This is a genomic window from Streptomyces sp. NPDC037288, assembly GCF_055603265.1.
On record NZ_JBVJVY010000027.1, the window covers coordinates 105,372 to 126,069 of the forward strand.

Genomic DNA, 20,698 nt, shown 5'->3' on the forward strand with positions numbered 1-20,698 from the left:
CGGGGCGAAAAGCCAGAGGTAGGCGGAAATCTGTGGACAACAATTCGGATTCGACAGGCGTTTTGACTCCGGAGAGTGACAACGGGCTTCAGTCCTCCGGCGGTTCACGCCCCTCGGAGCCGCCCTCCGGTCCCGGCACCGGGAAGCGCTGTTCATTGCGGTCGATCTTGGCGGACAGGGCGGCCAGCGGGTCGATGCCGAGCACCTCGCAGAACTGCAGCAGGTAGGCGAGGACATCGGCGACCTCGTCCGTCACTCGGTGCGCGGTGCCGGGGTCGGCCATCACCCGGGCCGACTCCTCGGGGGTCAACCACTGGAAGATCTCGACGAGTTCGGAGGCTTCCACGGAGAGGGCGGCGGCGAGGTTCTTGGGGGTGTGGTAGGGCTGCCAGTTCCGCGCGGCCGCGAACTCGGTGAGCCTGCGCTGGAGTCGGGCCAGGTCGAGAGGTTCCGTCACGCGTCCAGGTGTACCACCGTGACGCCCTCGGCCCCGGCCGCCCACGAGGCGTCGCTCACCGCGCCCACGCACCGGATGTGCCCGCGCTCGCCCATCCGGACGGCCGTCCGCAGCAGTGCCCGGCGCTGGGCCGGGTCGAGACAGCGGTCGAAGCCGTCGGTGAGGACGGTGAGGGTGCGCAGGGCGTCGGGCACCTCGCCGGGGGCGTCCAGGGCCAGGACACCGGGCCCCGTCAGCAGGACCAGCGTCAGTGCGAGATAGCGCAGTTCGCCGTCGCCGAGCCGGGCGAGTTCGGTGCGCGGGCCGGCGCCGCGGTCGAGCAGCGCCCGTACCGTGCCGTCCGGCAGTGGTTCGGCGACCAGGTCGGTCACCGGGCCGGCGCGGCCCGCGCCCAGCGCCTCGACCAGCCGGCCGTGCCGGCGGGCGCACTGCGCGCGGGTGCGCCAGAGCACGTCGGCGAGGTTGTCGCAGCCGGGCAGCAGCCGGCCGGAGCCGGTGGGAACGGGGGCGCGCATACCCTCGGGGCGGGGATCGCAGGGGAAGACGGAGCGCAGGGCGACCACCATCTGCTCGGCCGCGGCGAGCACCTGGCGCTGTCCGTCCGTCTTGCCGGCGACGCGCAGCGGCAGCAGAGCGGTACCGAGGCGGTCGTCGGGCAGCGGGGCGCGGGTCACCGGGGCGGAGCCCGCGGTGTGCCAGGCGGCCTGGACGGTACCGCGCCCGGGGTCGCGCAGCGCGGTCTCCAGCAGGACGACCCCGCCCGCGGTCAGCCGCTCCCCCACGATCCTGAGCTCCGGTTCGGCCTGTACGGCGACGTCGAGCCGGACCGGTCCCCCGGCGCCGTCGGCCGTACAGCCGATCCGGAAGCCCCGTCGCCCTTCCGCGTCGGGACGCGCCCGCTGCGGCACACAGGCCACCGGGTCCGGGAACACCTCGTAGAGCGTGGCTCCGCCGCCGAGCCGGGCGAGTGCCTCGTACGCCGCGAGCGCGGTCGTCTTCCCCGCGCCGCTGGGCCCCGCGAACAGGGTGACGGGCCCCAGCGGAAACCCGGCCCGCCGGTGCCCGGCGAAGGCCGACAGCCTCAACTCGGTGATCCGGGCTCGCACATCGGGGGACTCACGGGACTGCGCGGGGACGGTCGCGGTGAACGCGTCGGCCGCCGGCGGTTCGGCGGACACGGAGGGCACGGCCATGCCCGGACAGTAGGGCCCGGCCCACCTGCCGAACCGTTTCCCGTCCGGCACCTTCCTACGATCGGGCGATCGGGCAGGCGCAAACGGCACCAGGGCCACTCGGTCGAGTGACGGCGGGCGAGAGCGACAGGGCCCACCGGACACGCCGCCTCCGCCGGAAAGCCCAGCGCCGACACCACGGCGCCGTCAACGCCGACCCCGCCGAAGCACAGGCCGGACGTAGCGGCACCACCGCCACCCGCCCCGCCCCAGCGCAGCGCGGACCTCACAGCACCCTCACCGCCGGCACCCGCACCGTCGACCCCGCCCCAGCGCAGCACCGACATCGCAGCACCACTACCGCCGCCCCGCCGGGAAGCGCAGCGCCGACACCATGGCTCCGTCACCGAAGCTCACCGGCCGGCGATCACCGCAACCCACCGGCCGCACGGCACCGGCCGCCCGACCAGAAGGGCCCACGCCCCGCGCACGCTCGTCGCCAAGACCCCGGACTCCGCCGCCTCGGATACCGCGCTGATCACGCACACCGCAGGCTCGACCGCCGGAGGCATTCTCAGCCGCCCGACACCCCCACTCCCTCCATCAGCCCGCTGACCTCCGTGCCGGGCGGGGTGAGGAGGAACACATTGCGGTCGACGCGGTGCATTCCGCTGCCCAGGCCGAAGACCACGCCCGTGCTGAAGTCGAGGACGCGCTTGGCGACCTCGGTCTCCGCGCTGGTCAGGTCCAGCAGGACCGGCGCGCCGGCCATCAGTGTCTCGGCGACCTCCCGGGCGTCCGCGAAGACATTGACCCGCAGGACCACGAACCGGCGCCGGGTCTCTGTCTCGGCGTCCGGCAGCGAGCGATGGCTCACCGCGGACGGCCAGGCGTCGCGGCCCCGCAGCGGCACGACCTGGGCGAGCCCTTCCCACTGTTCATCGGTGACGTCGTAGCGGCTCACCGGCTCCCCCCGACCTGACTCGCACTCATTGCCTGCACCAGCCAATTCTTACGCCAAGTCACCCGTTCGGCCCAACAACGACACACTGCGCGACCGCTCCGGTGCCCCACCGTGGGGAGCGAACCGCGGCACATGTGCGCTTACGCCCGCTTCTTACCGCGCTCATACCGTTCTCTTCACGCCCGGCCACGTGCCGGTCATCCGCCCCCGATAGCGTCCCCTCCCGTGCACTTGGCAGAATCACAGCAGGTGGCACCCGGCCGGCGGACGCGGTCGGCGGTGTCCTCCCTCCCGGTTGCCCGCGCGGAGGTCCACGGGCCGCCCGCGCAGTGGCACCGCGTGCTCACCCTGCTCGCCGACGTCAGCCTGTTCATCGGCACGCGTTCCGTGTGGACGCAGGCGGCCACGCACCACCTGGTCCTCGCGGCCGCGATCTCCGCCTGCTACGCCTCGATCCTGGTGACCGGCGTGCTCGCCCTCACGGTTCGCCGCACGCGTTCACTGGCCCGCCTGGACCTCGTGGTGCTGGGGACGGCGATCGTCCTCACGCTGTGCACCTGGGCGCTGAACCACGCCGGCGGCGACGAGGCGGTCCTCACCACCCAGGCCGCGAAGGAGATGGTCAGCGGGCACCAGCTGTACGACCAGCCGTGGCCGTGGCTCTTCCGCCTCAAGGGCGTCGCCCTGACGGCGACGACGACCGGCGGCTACGACTTCACGTACGGCTATCCCCCGCTGACCCCGCTGGTCACCGCCCCCTTCCTGTGGCTCGGCCACAACGGAGCACCGGCGACGGCGGCGGTGACGGTCGTGCTGATCGTGGGCACGGTCGTGCTGTGGCGGCTGCTGCCGGCTCCCTGGCGCTCCGCGGCGACGATGCTCTGTCTGGGCTTCGGTTTCCTGCCGATGTACGCCCGTCAGGGCTATCCGGCGATCGTCGGCCTGGTCCTGCTGGTGCCGGTGGTGGTGCGCTGGCCGCGGCTCGGCGCCGGGGGCCGGCTGGGCCCGGCCGGGATCGCGCGGGCCGCGTGCCTCGGCGCCGCGTGCGCGGCACAGCAACTCCCCTGGTTCGTCACGCCGTTCCTGCTGGCCGGGATCTTCGCCGTGCGCCGCGGCGAACTCGGCGGGCGGCAGGCCGCGCGGGTGGTGCTGCGGATCCTCGGGATCGCCGCTCTCACCTGGCTGCTCGTCAACGCGTATTTCATCGTGACCGAGCCGGGTCCGTGGCTGGGCGGCATCGCGCTGCCGCTGACGCAGGGCGCGGTGCTGCACGGCCAGGGCCTGGTGGGCATCTCGCTGTACTTCACCCACGGCAGCGACCGGCTCGACTGGTACGGCCACGCGAGCATGCTGCTCGCCGCGGCCCTGCTGGCCCTGTTCGCGCTGTTCGTCCGGCGGCTGGGTCCGGCCGCGACGGTGCTGCCCTGGTGCGCCTTCTATGTGGCGACCCGCTCCCAGGACGGCTACTACCTGCTGATGACGCCACTGTGGCTGGCGGCGGCCATCACCGTGCCGCTGTCGGACTTCTCGGGCGCGTGGCAGCCGCGGCCCCGGTGGCTGACCGGCACGCGCCGACGGCCCGCCCTGGTCACGGCCGTGGTGCTGCTGGTGGCACCGGCTCTGGTGAGCGCGACCCTCGCGGTGACCGGCAGGCCGCCGCTGCGGATGGACATCACGGCGGTCAGGCACCCGTCCGCGCACACGGTCTCCGCGATGTCCGTGAAGGTGACCAACACCGGCGACCACGCGCTCACCCCGCACTACATGATCACCACGGGCCAGGGCATGAACCGGTACTGGACGCAGGTGCGCGGACCGGCCACGATCCCCGCCCACACGACGGCGACCGTCGAACTCCGGGCGCCGTCCGGCAGGTTCCCGGTGCCGGCGAAGAAGAGCACCCGGCTGCGGCTGCGCGCCTTCACGGCGACCCCGCAGACGCTGTCCACGCGGGACGTGAAGCGGGCCGAGCTCGACCCCGAGGGCTGACCTCAGGAGGCCGTGCGGATGAAGCGCAGCCCCGCCGTCACCGTGGTCAGGCCGCGCATCATGCCCAGCTGGTTCCAGCCCATGCCGAACTGCTCGCGGTCCACGGTGAACTCCGTCTCCAGGGTGACCGCGTCGGCACGCGCGCCGGCCAGGCGCGCGGTGAGGGTCACGGGCCTGCTGACGCCCCGCACGGTCAGCTGACCGGTGACCCGCACGCCGTCACCGTCACCGTCGCCGTCGAGGCGGTCGGCGCCGCGGACGGCGAAGGTGATCTCCGGATGGGTGCCGGCGTCGAAGAAGTCGGCCGAGCGCAGGTGGGTGTCCCGCTTGGCGTGTTTGGTGTCCAGGGAGGCGGCGTCCAGGGTCACCGTGCCGGTGGCCGAGCCGTCGGGCCGCACCTCGCCCGCGCCGCTGACGGCGGTGAAGGTGCCCTTCACGGTGACCAGCCCCCACAGTGTCTTGTGCCGCACTGCCACGGTGGACGCGGCCGGATCGAGCTGCCAGGTGCCTGTCTGCACGGCGACGGTCATGGTCGTACTCCCGAGTCGAGTGGTTCAAATTTGGATGACTAGGCCACGCTAGTCGCTCATCCAAAATTGGACAACCAACTCGTCCAAATTTGGACCACGGTTAGACTCGTCTCATGCCCGACTCCGACGCGCTCCCCGCCGACCAGCTGCGATGCCCCGCCGCGGGCGCCGGCCTGCTGCCCGCCGAGCTGCGCGCGTGGATGGTCCTGCTGGCCGCGACGGGCGCCGTGGAGCAGCGGCTGCGGTCGGTCGTGAAGGAGACCCTCGACGTCTCCCACGACGAGTTCCTGATCCTGTGCCTGCTGGCGGAACAGCCTCGCAGCGGACTGCGCATGACCCAGGTCGCCGACCTCCTCGGCCGCCCCAAGACCCGGCTCACCTACCAGATCGCCTGCCTCCAGCGGGCCGGCCTCGTCACCCGCAGGTCGGTCTGCGGCGACAAGCGAGGCGTGCAGGTCGCCCTCACCGACAAGGCGCGCGACCTGCTGGGCGAGACCTCCGAGCTGCTCGCCGGAACCGTCCGGCAGGCCCTCGCCGACTCCATGGGCTCCGACCAGCGCGCGGCCGTGTGCGCGCTCGTACCGGAGCTTCCGGACCCGGACGAAGAGCCTTCCGGCGACTGAGCGGCGCGGGTCACAAGCGCAAGGAGGGAAACCTCACAGCCCCTGCCGTGCACTCACTTGAGCGTGCTGCCCTAGCATCCGAGCCATGACGGTCCTGCCTGACGACGGGCTCTCACTGGCCGCCGAGTTCCCTGACGCGACACACGAGCAGTGGCAACGCCTGGTCGAGGGCGTGCTGCGCAAGTCGGGCAAGGAAGTCTCGGGCGCGGCAGCTGAGGACGCTCTGTCCACGACGTTGGAGGACGGGCTGCGCACCCGGCCCCTCTACACCGCGCGCGACGCCGCGCCCGACCCCGGCCTGCCCGGCTTCGCCCCGTATGTGCGCGGCAGCCGCCCCGAGGGCAACACCGGCGGCTGGGACGTACGGCAGCGGCACACCGCCCGCACGGAGCACGCCGTCCTGGCCGACCTGGAGAACGGCGGCACCTCGCTGTGGCTCGTGCTGGGCGAGGGCGGCATCCCGGTCGACGAGCTGGGCCGGGCACTGGAGGGGGTGTACCTCGACCTGGCGCCGATCGTCCTGGACGCGGGCCGGGACACCGAGCAGGCGGCCGGGGCACTGCTGCGGCTCTACGCGGACAAGGGCGTCGACGCCAAGGCCGCACGCGGCAATCTGGGCGGCGACCCGCTCGGGTACGAGGCCCGCACCGGCAGCCCGCTGGACTTCGCGCCGTACGCCGCCCTGGCCGCACGCTGTGCCGAGCAGTACCCGGGCCTGCGCGCGCTGACCGTGGACGCGCTGCCGTACCACGAGGCGGGCGGCTCGGCCGCGCAGGAGCTGGGCGCCTCGCTCGCCACCGGTGTGGCCTATCTGCGGGACCTGACCGAGTCCGGGCTGAGCGTCGAACAGGCCGCGGGGCAGCTGGAGTTCCGTTACGCCGCCACCGCCGACCAGTTCCTCACCATCGCCAAGCTGCGTGCCGCACGCCGGCTGTGGGCCCGGGTCGCCGAGGTCTGCGGAGCACCGGGCGCTCAGGTGCAGCACGCGGTGACCTCACCGGTGATGATGGCCCGCCGCGACCCGTGGGTGAACATGCTCCGCACGACGGTCGCGACGCTCGCGGCCGGGGTCGGCGGCGCCGACTCCGTGACCGTACTGCCGTTCGACCACGCGCTCGGCCTGCCCGACGGGTTCTCCCGGCGGATCGCCCGCAACACCTCCACGATCCTCATCGAGGAGTCCCACCTGGCCCGGGTCACCGACCCGGCGGGCGGCTCCTGGTACGTCGAGCGGCTGACCGACGAACTCGCCCATGCGGCCTGGGAGTTCTTCCGGACGATCGAACGCGACGGCGGCCAGGCGGCCGTGCTGCGCTCCGGCCGGCTGCGCACCGACCTCGCGACGACCTGGGCGGAGCGCTCCAAGAAGCTCGCCAAGCGGCGCGAACCCGTCACCGGGGTCAGCGAGTTCCCGCTGCTCGACGAGAAGCCGGTGGAGCGTGAACCCGCGCCCGAGCCGCCGTCCGGCGGTCTGCCCCGGGTGCGCCGTGACGAGGCGTTCGAGGAGCTGCGCGCCCGTTCCGACGCCCACCTCGCGGCGACCGGCGCCCGCCCGCGCGTCTTCCTCGCGACGATCGGCTCGGCCGCCGCGTACACCGCGCGCGCGACCTTCGCCGCCAACCTCTTCCAGGCCGGCGGCATCGAGCCGGTCACCGAGGGCGGCTTCGAGGACAGCGGCGCCACCGAGGCCGTGCTGTGCTCCAGCGACGCCCTGTACGCCGAACAGGCCGAGCTGACCGCCGAGTCGCTGCGCACGGCAGGTGCCCGGCACGTGTTCCTCGCCGGTCGCCCGGCCGAGTACTCCGGCATCGACTCGTACGTCTTCGCGGGCTGCGACGCCGTGGCCGTGCTGTCCGCGACCCTCGACCGCATGGGAGTGTCCTGATGGGAATCCCCGACTTCTCCGGCATCGAGCTGGGGACGCCGGTCGCCGACGGCAGTGCCGATCAGTGGCGTGCGGCCGTCGAGCGGGCGACCGGGAGCGAAGCGCCGCTGTGGGAGACCCCGGAGGGCATCGGGGTCAAGCAGCTGTACACCGGCCGTGACCTGGAGGGCCTGGACTTCCTGGGCACCTACCCGGGCATCGCGCCCTATCTGCGCGGCCCGTACCCGACCATGTACGTCAACCAGCCCTGGACGATCCGCCAGTACGCGGGCTTCTCCACCGCCGAGGAGTCCAACGCCTTCTACCGGCGCAACCTGGCGGCGGGCCAGAAGGGCCTGTCGGTCGCCTTCGACCTGCCCACGCACCGCGGCTACGACAGCGACCACCCGCGCGTGACCGGTGACGTCGGCATGGCGGGCGTGGCCATCGACTCGATCTACGACATGCGGCAGCTGTTCGACGGCATCCCGCTGGACAAGATGACCGTGTCGATGACGATGAACGGCGCCGTGCTGCCGGTGCTCGCGCTGTACATCGTGGCGGCGGAGGAGCAGGGCGTACCGCCCGAGAAGCTGGCCGGGACCATCCAGAACGACATCCTCAAGGAGTTCATGGTCCGCAACACCTACATCTATCCGCCGAAGCCGTCGATGCGGATCATCTCGGACATCTTCGCGTACACCTCGCAGAGGATGCCCCGCTACAACTCCATCTCCATCTCCGGCTACCACATCCAGGAGGCGGGCGCGACGGCCGACCTGGAGCTGGCGTACACGCTCGCGGACGGCGTGGAGTACATCCGGGCGGGCCGGGAGGCGGGTCTGGACGTCGACGCGTTCGCACCGCGCCTGTCCTTCTTCTGGGCGATCGGCATGAACTTCTTCATGGAGGTCGCGAAGCTCAGGGCGGCCCGGCTGCTGTGGGCCAAGCTGGTCTCCCAGTTCGAGCCGAAGAACACCAAGTCCCTGTCCCTGCGCACCCATTCGCAGACCTCGGGCTGGTCACTGACCGCGCAGGACGTGTTCAACAACGTCACGCGTACGGCCGTGGAGGCGATGGCGGCGACCCAGGGCCACACCCAGTCGCTGCACACCAACGCCCTGGACGAGGCCCTCGCCCTGCCGACCGACTTCTCGGCGCGCATCGCCCGCAACACCCAGCTGCTCATCCAGCAGGAGTCGGGCACCACCCGGGTCATCGACCCGTGGGGCGGCAGCGCCTATGTGGAGAAGCTGACCTACGACCTCGCCCGCAAGGCCTGGGCGCACATCCAGGAGGTCGAGCAGGCGGGCGGCATGGCACAGGCCATCGACGCCGGCATCCCGAAGCTGCGCGTGGAGGAGGCCGCGGCGCGGACGCAGGCCCGCATCGACTCCGGGCGCCAGCCGGTGATCGGTGTGAACAAGTACCGGGTCGACAGCGACGAGCAGATCGAGGTCCTGAAGGTCGACAACTCCTCCGTACGCGCCCAGCAGATCGAGAAGCTGCGGCGGCTGCGCGCGGAGCGGGACGAGCAGGTCTGCCAGGACGCCCTGGACGCGCTCACGCGGGCGGCCGACGGCAAGGAGAACCTGCTGGAGCTGGCCGTACACGCGGCCCGCGCCAAGGCGACCGTCGGTGAGATCTCCGACGCCCTGGAGAAGGTGTACGGCCGGCACGCGAGCCAGATCCGTACGATTTCCGGCGTGTACCGCAACGAAGCAGGCCAGTCCCCCTCCGTGGACCGCACCCGTGCCCTGGTGGACGCCTTCGAGGAGGCCGAGGGGCGCCGGCCGCGCATCCTGGTCGCCAAGATGGGCCAGGACGGCCACGACCGCGGCCAGAAGGTGATCGCCACCGGCTTCGCCGATCTCGGCTTCGACGTCGACGTCGGCCCGCTGTTCCAGACGCCGGAGGAGGTCGCCCGGCAGGCGGTCGAGGCGGACGTGCACGTGGTCGGGGTGTCGTCGCTGGCCGCCGGTCACCTCACGCTCGTACCGGCGCTGCGCGAGAAGCTCGCCGAGGAGGGCCGCGCGGACATCATGATCGTGGTCGGCGGAGTGATCCCGCCGCAGGACGTGCCGACCCTGCTGGAGATGGGCGCCGCAGACGTGTTCGGGCCCGGGACGGTGATCCCGGACGCGGCGTACGACCTGGTGAAGCGCCTGTCGGCCGACCTCGGCCACGACCTGTAGCCCCCGCATGGCTGCGATCGATCTCGACACCTATGTGAAGGGTGTGCTCGACGGCAAGCGGGCCCTGGTGGCCCGCGCCATCACGCTCGTCGAGTCCACCCGGCCGCAGCACCGGGCGCTGGCACAGGAGTTGCTCACCGAGCTGCTCCCGCACAGCGGCCGGGCGCGGCGGATCGGCGTGAGCGGGGTGCCGGGCGTCGGCAAGTCGACGTTCATCGACGCGTTCGGCACGCTGCTGACCTCGCTCGGCCATCGGGTCGCCGTCCTCGCGGTCGACCCGTCCTCGACCCGCACCGGCGGCTCGATCCTCGGCGACAAGACGCGTATGGAACGCCTGGCGGTCGACCCGGCGGCCTTCGTCCGGCCCTCCCCCAGCGCGGGCACGCTGGGCGGGGTCGCGAAGGCCACCCGCGAGTCGATGGTGGTGATGGAGGCGGCGGGCTACGACGTGATCCTCGTCGAGACCGTCGGCGTGGGCCAGTCGGAGACCGCGGTCGCCGACATGGTCGACTCCTTCCTGCTGCTGACCCTGGCCCGCACCGGGGACCAGCTGCAGGGCATCAAGAAGGGTGTCCTGGAGCTGGCCGACGTGATCGCCGTCAACAAGGCGGACGGTCCCCACGAGCGCGACGCGCGGGCGGCGGCACGCGAGTTGGCGGGCGCGCTGCGGCTGATGCACGGCAAGGACGCGTTCTGGACCCCGCCGGTGCTGCACTGCAGCGCCCGCGAGTCGGCCGGCCTGGACACGGTGTGGGAGCGTCTGGAACAGCACCGCACCCTGCTCGACTCCACCGGGCGGCTGGCCGCCAAGCGGCGCGATCAGCAGGTCGGCTGGACCTGGGCGATGGTCCGCGACGAACTGCTCGGCCGGCTGCACGCCGACCCGGCGGTGCGCGAGGCCGCGCCCGGCCTCGAACGGCGGGTCAGGGAAGGCCGGTTGACCGCGACACTCGCGGCGGAACGCATCCTGGAGGCGTTCGAGGGGCGTACGACTCCCCCGGCCCGGGCCTGAGCGTCCGGTTTGAGCCAAAGGCCGGGCACAAGGCGGCCCGGACTTGGTCCAGGCGGCGGACGGTTGGTTAGCTTGGGGCGAGTACGGGCCGCAAGCACAACGTGACGTGCCACGAGCTGTCTTCATCGGAAGGGGGTCAAGACAGTAAGTGAGGACAAACGGTGAATACGTCGCGTTGCAACGCAGATGCCTGACCATCCTCCGTGACCTCGGCGTACAGCGTTCCCTCCCCTTCGAGGCGATACATGCGCGGGTGGAGGAGCTGAGGGGCCGCCCTCTCGTGCTCAGGGAACTGCCCGAGGAGGTCGCGGCGACCGGGATCTGCGGGCTCTGGATGGGCACCGACAAGGCCGACTACGTCTTCTACGAAGCCCGGACCGCGCCCCTGCACCGGGAGCACATCATCCTCCACGAGATCGGCCATGTGCTCTGCGATCACCATCGGGGCATCACCAACCGGGCCGAGGACCTGGCCGGTCCGCTGGTCGGCGATCTCCAGCTCCAGCCGCACGTCGTCAGCCGGATCATGGCCCGGACCAGTTACACGACCAGCGAGGAACAAGAAGCCGAGATGATCGCCAGTCTGATACAGAGCGCCGGGAAGCCCGGCCGCCCGACCGGTCCCCTGGGGCGACTCGGCGCCTTCCTGGGAGTGACGGCCGTTGACAGCGACTGAGCTGGCGGACCACGTCGGAGTCTGCAGCGTCGTCGCCCTGTGGATCGCCCTCGTCTGGCGGGCCGGTCCCGCGCTGCGCCTGCCGAACCAGCGGGGACTGTGGCTCACTGTCTTCACCGCGACCATCGCCATCACGCTCTTCCAGCCAAAGGTCGTGGCCCGGTTCGGGGCCCTCGGCGTCGGCGCCCACACGGTCTCGCTGACCCGTAACCTGATCGGCGTGCTGAGCGCAGGCCTGGTGCTGCTCTTCATCGTCGACTCCACCCGCGCCCGGCACCAGCGGGTCACCGTGATCCTGGGCCTGGTGACGGCGCTGGGTTCGCTGCTCGCCCTGGATCTGCTCGGTGTCGCCCAGACGGCCGCCCCGGCGTCACCCCAGGGTCCGGCCACCGCCTCGTCCCTGTACTGGTTGATCCTCGCCGTCGCCCATCTGGCCGGGGACACCGCCGCCGTCGTCGTCTGCTGGCCGTACAGCCTGCGGACGGCCGACCGCGACCTCGTGTGGTCGCTCCGGATGTTCGCGACGGGCAGCGTTCTGGCCCTGGTCTTCTGGTGCGGCTACCTCTACCACCTCTATGTGCCCGACCAGGATCTGCTGCCCTGCCTGTCCGTGATCATCAGCGTGCACGGCCTCTTCCGCGCGGCCTCGCTGCTGGTGCCGGTCGTGACCGCCCTCGCCCGGTCCCTGGCGGCGCTGCGGACCGTCTGGCGGCTGTGGCCACTGTGGCGTGATCTGGTGGACGCGGTCCCGCAGGTGGCCCTGGCCGGCCCGCAGCGGACCCGGCTGCAGGCTGTGCTGCGTCCCCGCTCCTCGTGGGCGCTGCAGGCGCACCGGCAGATCATCGAGACGTACGACGCGCTCCTGGAACTGCAGCAGTACGTCCGGCCGGAGGCGTACGACACGGCCCATCGGGAGGCCGGCCGTGCCGGGATGCGGGGCGATCGCCTGGCCGCGGCGGCACTCGCCGGCGCGCTGAGCGAGGCCCGGCGGGCCAAGCTGAGCGGCGCGGCGCCGTCCGACCCGTGCCCGCTGCCCGGCGTCGAACGCGGCAGCCCGGCGACGCTCCTGGCGATCGCCAGGATGTGGCCTTCCGCCACCGGCCCGTTCCGCCCCGTGCCCGTCCCCCTGCGCCCCCGGCGCCCCTGACCGGCAGAGGCGCCGGGCAGAGGCGTCGGAGTGGCGGGGGTCAGAGTTCGCTGCCGCCGCGCGGTGCGATGTGGTGGTCGAACGCGACGGTGCCGAGGTCGACGGCCGTGGCCCCGCCGTCCACCGTGAGCACCGCGCCGCTGACGAAGGACGCCGCCGGAGAGAGCAGCCAGCCGATCGCCTCGGCGACCTCACGCGGCTCGCCCGGCCGGCCCATGGGCAGAAGCCTGGTCGCCTCCTCGTAGGCGGCCTCCATGCCGCCGTCGCCCAGCTCCGCTTCCTGGGCGAAACGCGCCATGCGCCGGTCGGCCATCTCGGTCCTGATCCAGCTGGGACACACCACGTTGGCGCGTACCCCCTGCCGCCCGTAGTCGACGGCGACGGAACGGCACAGCTGCAGCAGGGCGGCCTTCGACGTGGCGTACGGGGCGTTGCCCGGGCCGTTGCGCAACGCCGAGACCGACGCGACGCCGACCACCGCTCCCCGCGCCTGGACCAGGTGCGGCATCGCCGCGCGCAGGAGGAGCATCGGACCGGTGACGTTCGTACGCATGACGTCGTCCCAGTCCTCCAGCGACAGGTCCCCGGCGGTTCCGCCGCGCCCGATGCCCGCGTTGAGCACCAGCCCGTCGAGCCGCCCGTAGGTGTCAAGGGCCGCCCGCACGAGATCGTGGACGGCCTCCGGGTCACCCGCGTCGGACGGACACGCCAGTGCCCCGGTCTCCTTTTCCAGCCGCCGCAGCGGTTCGGCCCGCCGCCCGGAGGCGACCACGTGGTGACCGCCCTCGCACAGCAGCCGCGCGGTGGCTTCGCCGATGCCCGAGCCCGCGCCGGTCACGATGACAACTCGCCCGTCCGTCACTGTCCTTCGACCCTCTGTCCGAGATCACCAAACGGCTTCGATCGTAGACGGGGGCACAGGGCGCACGGTGCACCACCGATGATGTTGAGACAAGCTCCCACGGACCGCGCCGGAGAACTGAATACCGGTCAGATCCGGTCCGTCAGGTCCTCGGCGTACACCTGGGACAGGGGCTGCGGGCCGACGTACTGCTGGCAGTTGCACTGCCCGGCCTCGTAGCGCAACGGCTTCTTGGTCTCGTCCCAGGCCGTGGGGACCTCTACGCGTTCGTGGCAGCGGCCCTGTTTGTCGTGCTTGGCCAGGTGGTGTGTACACCCGCACACGGGTTCCGGCGTCCGGTGGGCCGCTTCGAGCGCGAGACGCTCCTGCTTCGCCGCCTCCATCAGTTGCAGCTTCCGCTCATGCCGGTTCTTCAGCGCGGTACGGACGGTGTCGGCGGCCCACCCGAAGCCACCTGTCCCGAAGACGATCAGCACCCACCAGAACGAGTCCATCATCACCCTTCCCCCTGTGCGGCCGTGCAGGGTCAGGATAGACACCACGCAGTGCTCGTCATCAGCACGCCGGCTCGGGTTGCGGTTCGGGTTGCCGCGTCGGTGCGGCCGTCGGTTCCCACAGTCCGGTGGTCCGGACGTAGCCGTAGACCACCGAGGTCATCGCCAGAAGGAGAAGCGGCCCGAACACCCACGGACATCTGGCCATCTCCACCGGAAGGCAGCGGTACGACACCAGGAGCGTGGCGAAGACCGTCGCGCCGTAGCCGACCAGCTGGATTCCCGACCGGTCCCAGCCACGGTCGAAGCAGCGCAGCGCTGCCTCGATGGTGAGCGCGAACACCACGCCGGCAACGAGGTCCACGCCGTAGTGGTAACCGAATCCCAGCGTCGCGGTGAGCGTGGCGACCAGCCAGAAGGTGCCCGCGCAGCGCAGGATCCGCGGGCCCTTGCGGGAGTGGATGAAGATCGTGGTAGCCCACGCCGTGTGCAGGCTGGGCATGCAGTTGCGGGGGGTGATCCCGTCGTACGGGATCGGGTGCGGGGGGTTGACCGGCGGCGGCGTGTGCGGCCACAGGTCGGCCACCGCCCAGTGCAGGCCGCCGGTGCCGGAGGCCCCGGGGCCGTAGGCGAAGACGGGTCCGACCACCGGGAAGAGCATGTAGATGCCGGGCCCGAGGAGGCCGATCAGCAGGAAGGTGCGCACCAGATGATGGCGCGGGAAGCGGCGTTCGACCGCCACGTTGCGCAGCTGGTACAGCGCGACGACGACGGCGGCCACCGCGAGTTGCGCGTAGACCACGTGGAGAAGTGGGGGGCCGACCGGGGTGGTGGCCGTGACGATCCGGCCCATCAGCCATGACGGGCTGCCCAGCGCGTGATCGGCTGTCGCCACGTACTGGTCGAGCACCGACGGACGGGTCTTCGACGTGATGAGCAGCCAGGTGTCGCCGGCCTTACGGCCGGCCACCAGCAGCAGGCCCAGCCCGACGCCCTTCAGCAGCAGGACGCGTTCGGCGCCGGTGCGGCGCGTGACGGCGATGACCGCACAGCCCAGCATCACCCACAGCGCACCGTTGCCGAAGAGACGGCCGTCGGTCGTCTTGGCGTCGACCGCCCACCGCACCAGCGCGACGACGACGTCGATGCCGATCGCGGCACCGGCCGCGATGAACCGTTGCCGCCAGGTGAGCACCACCATCATCAACGCCAGACCGCCGTACAGCGGTCCCGGCTTCGGCGCGAACACCAGCCGTGTCAGCTGGTCGGCGATCGGCCCCGGCTGACCGTAGCGGCGTGCGGCGATCTCCAGCGTGATGAGGAATCCAAGAGCCGCCACACCCACTGCGGCCCACAGCACAGTTCTGCCGTCTATTCGCGAAAACACCCGCGACGCTCTAGATATCAATCGTCTGGCCGATTTGTTCGATGTGGGTTGAATAAGTGAAAGGCGATGAAGCTGATCGCCACAGGCTCGAACATGCTATCGGAGTGGTTCCCGTGGCCTTCGCTGGTCGAGGATCGCGTCACCCGTTGCACGGCTCACCTGCTGCTCGCGGTGGCCGCGACGGCCGGCAGGACGGCGAGGGCGAGGATGCCGCCGGCGAGGGCGAGGACGGGGTAGCCGGCGGCGGAGACGACGAGGCCGGAAGCGAGGCCGCCGGTGGCGCCGGCGAGGGCGATGGAGACGTCGACCATGCCCTGGGTCCTGGCGCGGGTGGCCGGCGGCACGGCGTCGGTGATCATCGCGGTGCCGGAGACGAGGCCGAGGTTCCACCCCAGCCCCAGCAGGGCGAGTGCCAGGGCCAGCGGGGCGACGGAGTCCGCGGGCGTCGCGGCGGCGGTGAGTGCGGCGGCCAGGAGGGTGAGGCCGGAGGCGGTGGCGATCGCCGTACGGCCGTACCGGTCGACGAGCCAGCCGGTCAGCGGTGAGGGCAGGTACATGGCGCCGACGTGGAGGGCTATGACGAAGCCGGAGGCGGCGGTGCCGTGCCCATGGTCGTGCATGTGCACGGGGGTCATCGTCATGATCGCGACCATGACGAGCTGGGTGAGGATCATCGTGAGCGCACCCGGTATCAGCCCCGGGCCGCGGGTCCGTGCCGGGGCCGGGTCCGTGTCGCCCGCCGCCTTCCCCGTGGTGGCCTCCGTACGCTGCTGGAGGTCGAGGCTGCAGGCGAGCAGCAGGGGGTCGGGGCGCAGCCATACGGCGAGGACGAGGGCGGCCAGCGCGTAGGCGGTGCCGGAGAGCAGGAACGGCCCGGCCAGCGTGGGGATTCCGAGGGTGCCGGCGAGGTCGCCGGTGGGTGCGGCGAGGTTGGGGCCGACGACGCCGCCGAGGGTGGTGGCGACCAGGACCGTGGAGACGGCGCGGGCGCGGTGGGCGGGCGCCGCGAGGTCGGCTCCGGCGTACCGGGCCTGGAGGTTGGTGGCCGTACCGGCGCCGTAGACGAACAGGGCGATGAAGAGCAGTACGGGATGGCCGGCGACGGCGGCGGCGATGACGCCCGCGCTGCCCACGGCGCCGGTCAGGTATCCCGCGGCCAGGCCCGGTCGGCGGCCCCGGGCCTGCGAGATGCGGCCCACCATGACGGCGGCGAGGGCGGAGCCGGCGGTGAACAGGGCGCTGGGCAGGCCCGCGAGTTCGGTGGAGCCGAGCATGTCCTGCGCCAGCAGCGCTCCGACGGTGACGCCGGCTGCGAGTCCGGCCCCGCTGAGAATCTGGCTGCCGACCAGGACGGCCAGGACGCGGCGCTGCGCCTCGGGCCGGGGGGATGTGCCGGCAGGGGTGGCTGAGGCGGTGCTCGTCACGGGCGGTTCTCCCTCCCTCTCATGGCCGGGCCACGTGGGGGGGCGCCGACCGCCAGTGCAGTCTGCCGCCCGGTGCCGGCCGGGGGAACAGGGAGCACGGCCGGAACGACGTGCTCCGCCTGCATCGCCGTGCCCGGCGTGGGCACACCGGGCGACAGAGCCGCGGTTGCGGCCTGCCGGACGCACACATGTGACGTTTCGAGGGTTCCGCACCCTCATGAGGGAGGGCAGGGTGGGGTGAAGGCGACCGCCGGGAAGTACCGTGCCCATTCGGCTCTGGTGATCCGCGGGTACGCGCTGTCGCAGATGCGGGCGGCGACCCTGTCCAGGCCGGTGTCCCACAGCCGGATCGTGAAGTCGTTGCCGCCGGTGGCCAGGGTGTTGCCGTGCGGGCCGAACGCCACGGCCGGTACCGGATTCGAGTGGCCGGTGAGGACGGTGGGATCGGCCGCGGCGCTCACGTCCCACAGCAGGGTCTTGCCGTCCGCGGCGCCGGCTGCCAGCCGGCGGCCGTCCGCGGAGAAGGCCAGCGCGTAGAGCCAGGAGCCGGACGCCCGTCCCCGCGTGACCTTCCCCGGGCGGCCGAGGTCGCCGATACCGATCAGCCAGACCGTCCTGTCCGTCCGGTGGACGGCGGCCAGGGTCCGGCTGTCGGGGCTGAACACGCCATCGGTCAGCGGGTCGGACCGGAACGGGGACGGCAGTTCCCGGGGGCTGCGCGGATCCCGGATGTCCCAGAACCGCAGCGAGCCGGAGTCTCCCGTACTCGTCACCAGCGTGCGGCCGTCCGGCCGGAACGACGCCCTCGTGACATCCGGCCCGCCCTCGGCGAACCGGCTCAGCGACCGGGGGTGGACGGGATCGGTCAGGTCCCACAGACCGGCCGCATCGTGCGCCCACACGGCCAGCAGGTGGCCGCCTGGGCCGCCGGTGGCGAGGACGTCGCCGCCGGGCCGGAACACCACCCACGTCGGCGCGGCCGGCTGGTACGGCAGGGTGCTCAGTTCGATGGGTGCTCGCCGGTTCACCACGTCCCACAGCCGTACCGATCGTTCGCTCGCCGCCGCCAGGACGCGGCCGCCCTGCCCGAACGCGACCGCCAGCAGCCGACAGGGCTGGTGCAGAACCGCCAGCCGGACGGGGTGGTGGGCGTGCCCGACGACGTCCCACAAGCTGCGAAACGACTGGTGCCGCTGCTGGCGGCCATCGGACTCGCGGTCGGCGGTACCTTGGCGGGTCCGCCGGCATACGCCGCGGCACCGCTGCTCAAGTCCAACCTGAACGGACGGTGCGCCGACATCTTCGCGTTCCATCAGGAGAACGGCGCCTCCACCGTGACGTGGGACTGCACCGGCAACACCAACCAGCAGTGGTTCTGGGACGGTGAGCAGATCCGTTCCAGCATGAACGGAAAGTGCCTGGAGATCTACGCGTTCAATCCGGGTGACCTGGGCTCGGTGAGCATGTGGGACTGCGACGGCGGCATCAACCAGAAGTGGTTCCGCAACGGCCCCGAGATCCGTAACCGGATGAACGGACAGTGCCTCGACATCCTGGGTGGCCGGCCTGAGGCCGGCCAGCTCCTGGTGAGCTGGAGCTGCAACGGAGCTCCCAGCCAGAGCTGGGACTTCTGAACGTGGGCCCGGCCCGGCACATGACGTGCCGGGCCACGGTCACCTGGTGGCGTGACACCGCGGGCCTGGCGTCGCGAAGCACCTTGCCGATCACAAGGATGAGATTTGTGCACGACGGATGAGGCCGGGTCGGAACCGCCCGCGGTCACTCGGACGAGGTAACGGGACCAGACCCGCGGTCACATCAGGAACCAGCGCGGGCATCCTCGTCCCCTCGGTCTTCGGGGGACCGCTCGTCGAGAACTCCGACGAAGGCCGAGGCGACGAGGGCGACGGCGGCGTCGTCGTCGCGAGCCAGTCGGCGCAGGACCTCCTGCACGGTGGTCCCCGGCAGCTCGACCAGCGCCTGGGTCAGGCGTATCCGCGTCGCGGAGTCCGCGGTGGGCGCGGCGAGTTCGTCGACCAGTGCGGTCACGATCCGGTCCGCACACCCGGGATCCCGGGACAGCGTTCCCAGGACCTCCGCCGCGTCGACATCGCTGGAGCCCTCGACCACCATGCCGACGAGTGTCGGCACGGTCGCGGTCACGCCACGCCTGCCCAACGCCAGAGCGGCCTGCCCGCGCACCGTCGTGTCCGGGTCCCCGAGCGCGTCCGCAAGCACCGCCGTCACACCCGGGGCCTCGGACATCCCGGCGATCGCCCGCACCGCGCGCCGCCGGATGTCGACGTCGTCCGAGTGCACGCCGGCGGCCAGTGCCGCCACGCCGTCGCCGCCCGATCGGGCGAGCGCCCAGCGCAGGGCGCCCGCGACGTTCGGGTCAGATTCGGCGAGGACCGCCCCGGCCAGCAGCTCGGCCGGAACCGGCCCCTCCGGCGGGGCCAGGACGGCCTGCAACCTGCGCGCGGCGCTGGCCGAGCCGAGCCCCTGCATGAGCTCGACGATGCGCAGGACGTCCTGCCAGCCGGCCGGCGCCGACGCATCGATCGTGCGGAGCCGCTTGAGCAGTTCCTGTTCCCGCTCCAAGCGGTCCTCCGTCCACCGGATGAGATCGCTGACGAGGGCGGACGGCGTGAAGGCCGGGTTCTCCAGCGCGCGCCCGATCTGCTTGAGGGAGAGCCCGAGGGAGCGCAGGCTCTCCACGTGGAAGATCCTGCGGACGTCCTCGGCGGAGTACTCGCGGTAGCCGCCGACGGTGCGACCGGTCGGCCGCACCAGCCCCAGGGCGTCGTAGTGCCGGAGCATCCGCGGGCTCACCCCCGAGCGGCGGGCCACTTCGCCGATCAGCACTGCGCGGTCTCCGCAGCCTTCGCGGTCTCCGCGGCCTTCACGGTCTCCGCAGCCTCCGTCGACTCGGCAGCCTCAGTCGACTCAGTCGACTCCGTGGTCTCGGCGGCTCCCCGCGCCATCGCGGCGGCGGCAGCGGCTCGTTCCGGGCCGAGTGTGACGACTCGCTTCGCCTCGTCGATGGCCGCGTCGAAACCGGTCTGCGGGTTCTGCCGGAGCAGTTCGGTGGCACGAGCGTGCGCGGCCACCACCGGGTCGGCGCTCGCCGCGGCCTTCTCCAAGGCGGGCTCGGTCACGTCACCGAGGCCGACGAGGGCCCGGCTCAGGCTCAGCCGCACATCGCGGTCACCGCGGCCGAGTTGCCTGACCAGTTCGTCGGCCAGGTCCTTCTTCTCTTCCTCGGGCACGAGGACGACCGCGACGCGCCACGCGGCCCGCGCGACCTCGTCGTCGGCGTCGCGCAGCAGGTCGCGCGTGATCCAGGCCCACGCGCTCTCGTCGCCGATTTTGGAGAGCGTGTGCAACGCCTGACTGCGGGCCTGAGTGCGCTCAGAGCCGAGTTCCCCGCGCATCCGGGGCAGGGTGATCTCCGGCGGGAGGCGGGTCAGCGCCCAGGACAGCATGTCTCGCACGAAGAGGTCCGGCTCGACCGCGCACCGCTCGACCAGCGTCTCCAGGAAGCCGGGGTCGGGGTTCGAGCCGACCGCCAGGGCCGCCCGAAGCCGGACCGACGAGTCGTTGGCCCCGAGGGCGTTGGCCAAGCGCGGGTCCTGTGGGGTTCCGTTGGTCGTGATGATGGGGGCCACCTCCTGTACCCAGGGCACACCTTGACAGTGTGTCAAGGTCAAGCCACCAGAGTCGCCTGGAAGTGGGCTCCAGGATCGCCACGCACTCCACGTGGTGCGTGATCGGAAAGATGTCGTCTTCGGCGGGGTCCGGAAAAGTGCAGGTCAGACATCCCATGGCGTAGGGATGTCAAGCGGCTCCGGCGAGGGTTGCGTGGTGTGACCACGCGGTGGCCTCGTCGTAGAGGGTGCGGG

Annotated in this window: 19 protein-coding genes; 8 read left to right on the top strand and 11 right to left on the bottom strand. The window is 72.0% G+C overall.

What is annotated here, in order from left to right:
* Window positions 1-88 precede the first annotated feature (88 nt).
* From ACZ7GZ_RS27325 to ACZ7GZ_RS27335, 3 genes are all read right to left on the bottom strand, one after another.
* Window positions 89-457, bottom strand: coding sequence for a nucleotide pyrophosphohydrolase (locus tag ACZ7GZ_RS27325; RefSeq protein WP_471028080.1), 369 nt, complete (start codon window positions 455-457; stop codon window positions 89-91).
* On the bottom strand, window positions 454-1,650 hold the full coding sequence (locus ACZ7GZ_RS27330) for an AAA family ATPase (RefSeq protein ID WP_471028082.1): 1,197 nt from the start codon (window positions 1,648-1,650) through the stop codon (window positions 454-456). Before ACZ7GZ_RS27330 ends, ACZ7GZ_RS27325 begins: the two co-directional genes overlap by 4 nt.
* A 553-nt stretch (window positions 1,651-2,203) precedes the next feature.
* The gene (locus ACZ7GZ_RS27335; protein WP_471028083.1) at window positions 2,204-2,593 is read right to left on the bottom strand and encodes a cell division protein SepF; all 390 of its coding nucleotides are present in this window, start codon (window positions 2,591-2,593) and stop codon (window positions 2,204-2,206) included.
* 225 nt (window positions 2,594-2,818) lie between these two features.
* Here ACZ7GZ_RS27335 and ACZ7GZ_RS27340 point away from each other — a divergent pair, with 225 nt between their 5' ends.
* The gene (locus tag ACZ7GZ_RS27340) at window positions 2,819-4,582 is read left to right on the top strand and encodes a hypothetical protein (protein WP_471028084.1); all 1,764 of its coding nucleotides are present in this window, start codon (window positions 2,819-2,821) and stop codon (window positions 4,580-4,582) included.
* Window positions 4,583-4,584: 2 nt separating this feature from the next.
* On the opposite strand, the gene ACZ7GZ_RS27345 is transcribed toward ACZ7GZ_RS27340, so the two are convergent.
* A complete protein-coding gene (locus ACZ7GZ_RS27345; RefSeq protein ID WP_471028086.1) occupies window positions 4,585-5,112 on the bottom strand; it encodes a YceI family protein in 528 nt (175 codons plus the stop codon).
* A gap of 113 nt (window positions 5,113-5,225) precedes the next feature.
* On the opposite strand from ACZ7GZ_RS27345, the gene ACZ7GZ_RS27350 reads away from it, so the two are divergent.
* The 6 genes from ACZ7GZ_RS27350 (at window position 5,226) to ACZ7GZ_RS27375 (ending at window position 12,629) form a co-directional block, all read left to right on the top strand.
* Entirely contained in the window at window positions 5,226-5,735 is a 510-nt protein-coding gene (locus tag ACZ7GZ_RS27350) for a MarR family winged helix-turn-helix transcriptional regulator (protein WP_471028087.1), read from the top strand.
* An 85-nt stretch (window positions 5,736-5,820) separates the two neighbouring features.
* A complete protein-coding gene (locus ACZ7GZ_RS27355; protein WP_471028088.1) occupies window positions 5,821-7,620 on the top strand; it encodes a methylmalonyl-CoA mutase family protein in 1,800 nt (599 codons plus the stop codon).
* A complete protein-coding gene (gene scpA / locus ACZ7GZ_RS27360) occupies window positions 7,620-9,794 on the top strand; it encodes a methylmalonyl-CoA mutase (protein WP_471028089.1) in 2,175 nt (724 codons plus the stop codon). The genes ACZ7GZ_RS27355 and scpA overlap by 1 nt, the downstream gene beginning before the upstream one ends.
* 7 nt (window positions 9,795-9,801) lie before the next feature.
* Entirely contained in the window at window positions 9,802-10,806 is a 1,005-nt protein-coding gene (gene meaB / locus ACZ7GZ_RS27365) for a methylmalonyl Co-A mutase-associated GTPase MeaB (RefSeq protein WP_471028091.1), read from the top strand.
* A gap of 253 nt (window positions 10,807-11,059) precedes the next feature.
* On the top strand, window positions 11,060-11,482 hold the full coding sequence (locus tag ACZ7GZ_RS27370; RefSeq protein WP_471028094.1) for a regulator component: 423 nt from the start codon (window positions 11,060-11,062) through the stop codon (window positions 11,480-11,482).
* Window positions 11,469-12,629 carry an MAB_1171c family putative transporter gene (locus ACZ7GZ_RS27375; RefSeq protein ID WP_471028097.1) on the top strand — a complete coding sequence of 387 codons (1,161 nt, stop codon included), beginning with the start codon at window positions 11,469-11,471 and terminating at the stop codon, window positions 12,627-12,629. The genes ACZ7GZ_RS27370 and ACZ7GZ_RS27375 overlap by 14 nt, the downstream gene beginning before the upstream one ends.
* 40 nt (window positions 12,630-12,669) lie before the next feature.
* Here ACZ7GZ_RS27375 and ACZ7GZ_RS27380 read toward each other — a convergent pair whose 3' ends face one another.
* From ACZ7GZ_RS27380 to ACZ7GZ_RS27400, 5 genes are all read right to left on the bottom strand, one after another.
* Complete coding sequence (locus ACZ7GZ_RS27380) at window positions 12,670-13,491, bottom strand: SDR family NAD(P)-dependent oxidoreductase (RefSeq protein ID WP_471028100.1); 822 nt, start codon at window positions 13,489-13,491, stop codon at window positions 12,670-12,672.
* Between the two features lie 128 nt (window positions 13,492-13,619).
* Window positions 13,620-13,985: a hypothetical protein gene (locus tag ACZ7GZ_RS27385; protein WP_471028120.1), complete on the bottom strand. Its 366-nt coding sequence runs from the start codon at window positions 13,983-13,985 to the stop codon at window positions 13,620-13,622.
* Window positions 13,986-14,046: 61 nt separating this feature from the next.
* Entirely contained in the window at window positions 14,047-15,345 is a 1,299-nt protein-coding gene (locus tag ACZ7GZ_RS27390) for a phosphatase PAP2 family protein (protein WP_471028103.1), read from the bottom strand.
* Window positions 15,346-15,527: 182 nt separating this feature from the next.
* On the bottom strand, window positions 15,528-16,796 hold the full coding sequence (locus tag ACZ7GZ_RS27395; RefSeq protein WP_471028105.1) for an MFS transporter: 1,269 nt from the start codon (window positions 16,794-16,796) through the stop codon (window positions 15,528-15,530).
* Window positions 16,797-17,011: 215 nt separating this feature from the next.
* On the bottom strand, window positions 17,012-17,968 hold the full coding sequence (locus tag ACZ7GZ_RS27400; RefSeq protein ID WP_471028107.1) for a WD40 repeat domain-containing protein: 957 nt from the start codon (window positions 17,966-17,968) through the stop codon (window positions 17,012-17,014).
* On the opposite strand from ACZ7GZ_RS27400, the gene ACZ7GZ_RS27405 reads away from it, so the two are divergent.
* A complete protein-coding gene (locus tag ACZ7GZ_RS27405) occupies window positions 17,948-18,430 on the top strand; it encodes an RICIN domain-containing protein (RefSeq protein WP_471028110.1) in 483 nt (160 codons plus the stop codon). The genes ACZ7GZ_RS27400 and ACZ7GZ_RS27405 overlap by 21 nt on opposite strands.
* A 184-nt stretch (window positions 18,431-18,614) precedes the next feature.
* Here ACZ7GZ_RS27405 and ACZ7GZ_RS27410 read toward each other — a convergent pair whose 3' ends face one another.
* Complete coding sequence (locus tag ACZ7GZ_RS27410) at window positions 18,615-19,661, bottom strand: MerR family transcriptional regulator (RefSeq protein ID WP_471028112.1); 1,047 nt, start codon at window positions 19,659-19,661, stop codon at window positions 18,615-18,617.
* Window positions 19,655-20,482, bottom strand: a complete 828-nt coding sequence (locus tag ACZ7GZ_RS27415) for a HEAT repeat domain-containing protein (RefSeq protein ID WP_471028113.1) — start codon at window positions 20,480-20,482, stop codon at window positions 19,655-19,657. The genes ACZ7GZ_RS27410 and ACZ7GZ_RS27415 overlap by 7 nt, the downstream gene beginning before the upstream one ends.
* Between the last annotated feature and the right edge of the window lie 216 nt (window positions 20,483-20,698).

Coding starts and splice junctions, on each gene's coding strand:
- ACZ7GZ_RS27330 (WP_471028082.1), bottom strand. CDS start 1,650: ATGGCCGTGCCCTCCGTGTCCGCCGAACCGCCGGCGGCCGACGCGTTC.
- ACZ7GZ_RS27345 (WP_471028086.1), bottom strand. CDS start 5,112: ATGACCGTCGCCGTGCAGACAGGCACCTGGCAGCTCGATCCGGCCGCG.
- ACZ7GZ_RS27350 (WP_471028087.1), top strand. CDS start 5,226: ATGCCCGACTCCGACGCGCTCCCCGCCGACCAGCTGCGATGCCCCGCC.
- ACZ7GZ_RS27355 (WP_471028088.1), top strand. CDS start 5,821: ATGACGGTCCTGCCTGACGACGGGCTCTCACTGGCCGCCGAGTTCCCT.
- scpA (WP_471028089.1), top strand. CDS start 7,620: ATGGGAATCCCCGACTTCTCCGGCATCGAGCTGGGGACGCCGGTCGCC.
- meaB (WP_471028091.1), top strand. CDS start 9,802: ATGGCTGCGATCGATCTCGACACCTATGTGAAGGGTGTGCTCGACGGC.
- ACZ7GZ_RS27385 (WP_471028120.1), bottom strand. CDS start 13,985: ATGGACTCGTTCTGGTGGGTGCTGATCGTCTTCGGGACAGGTGGCTTC.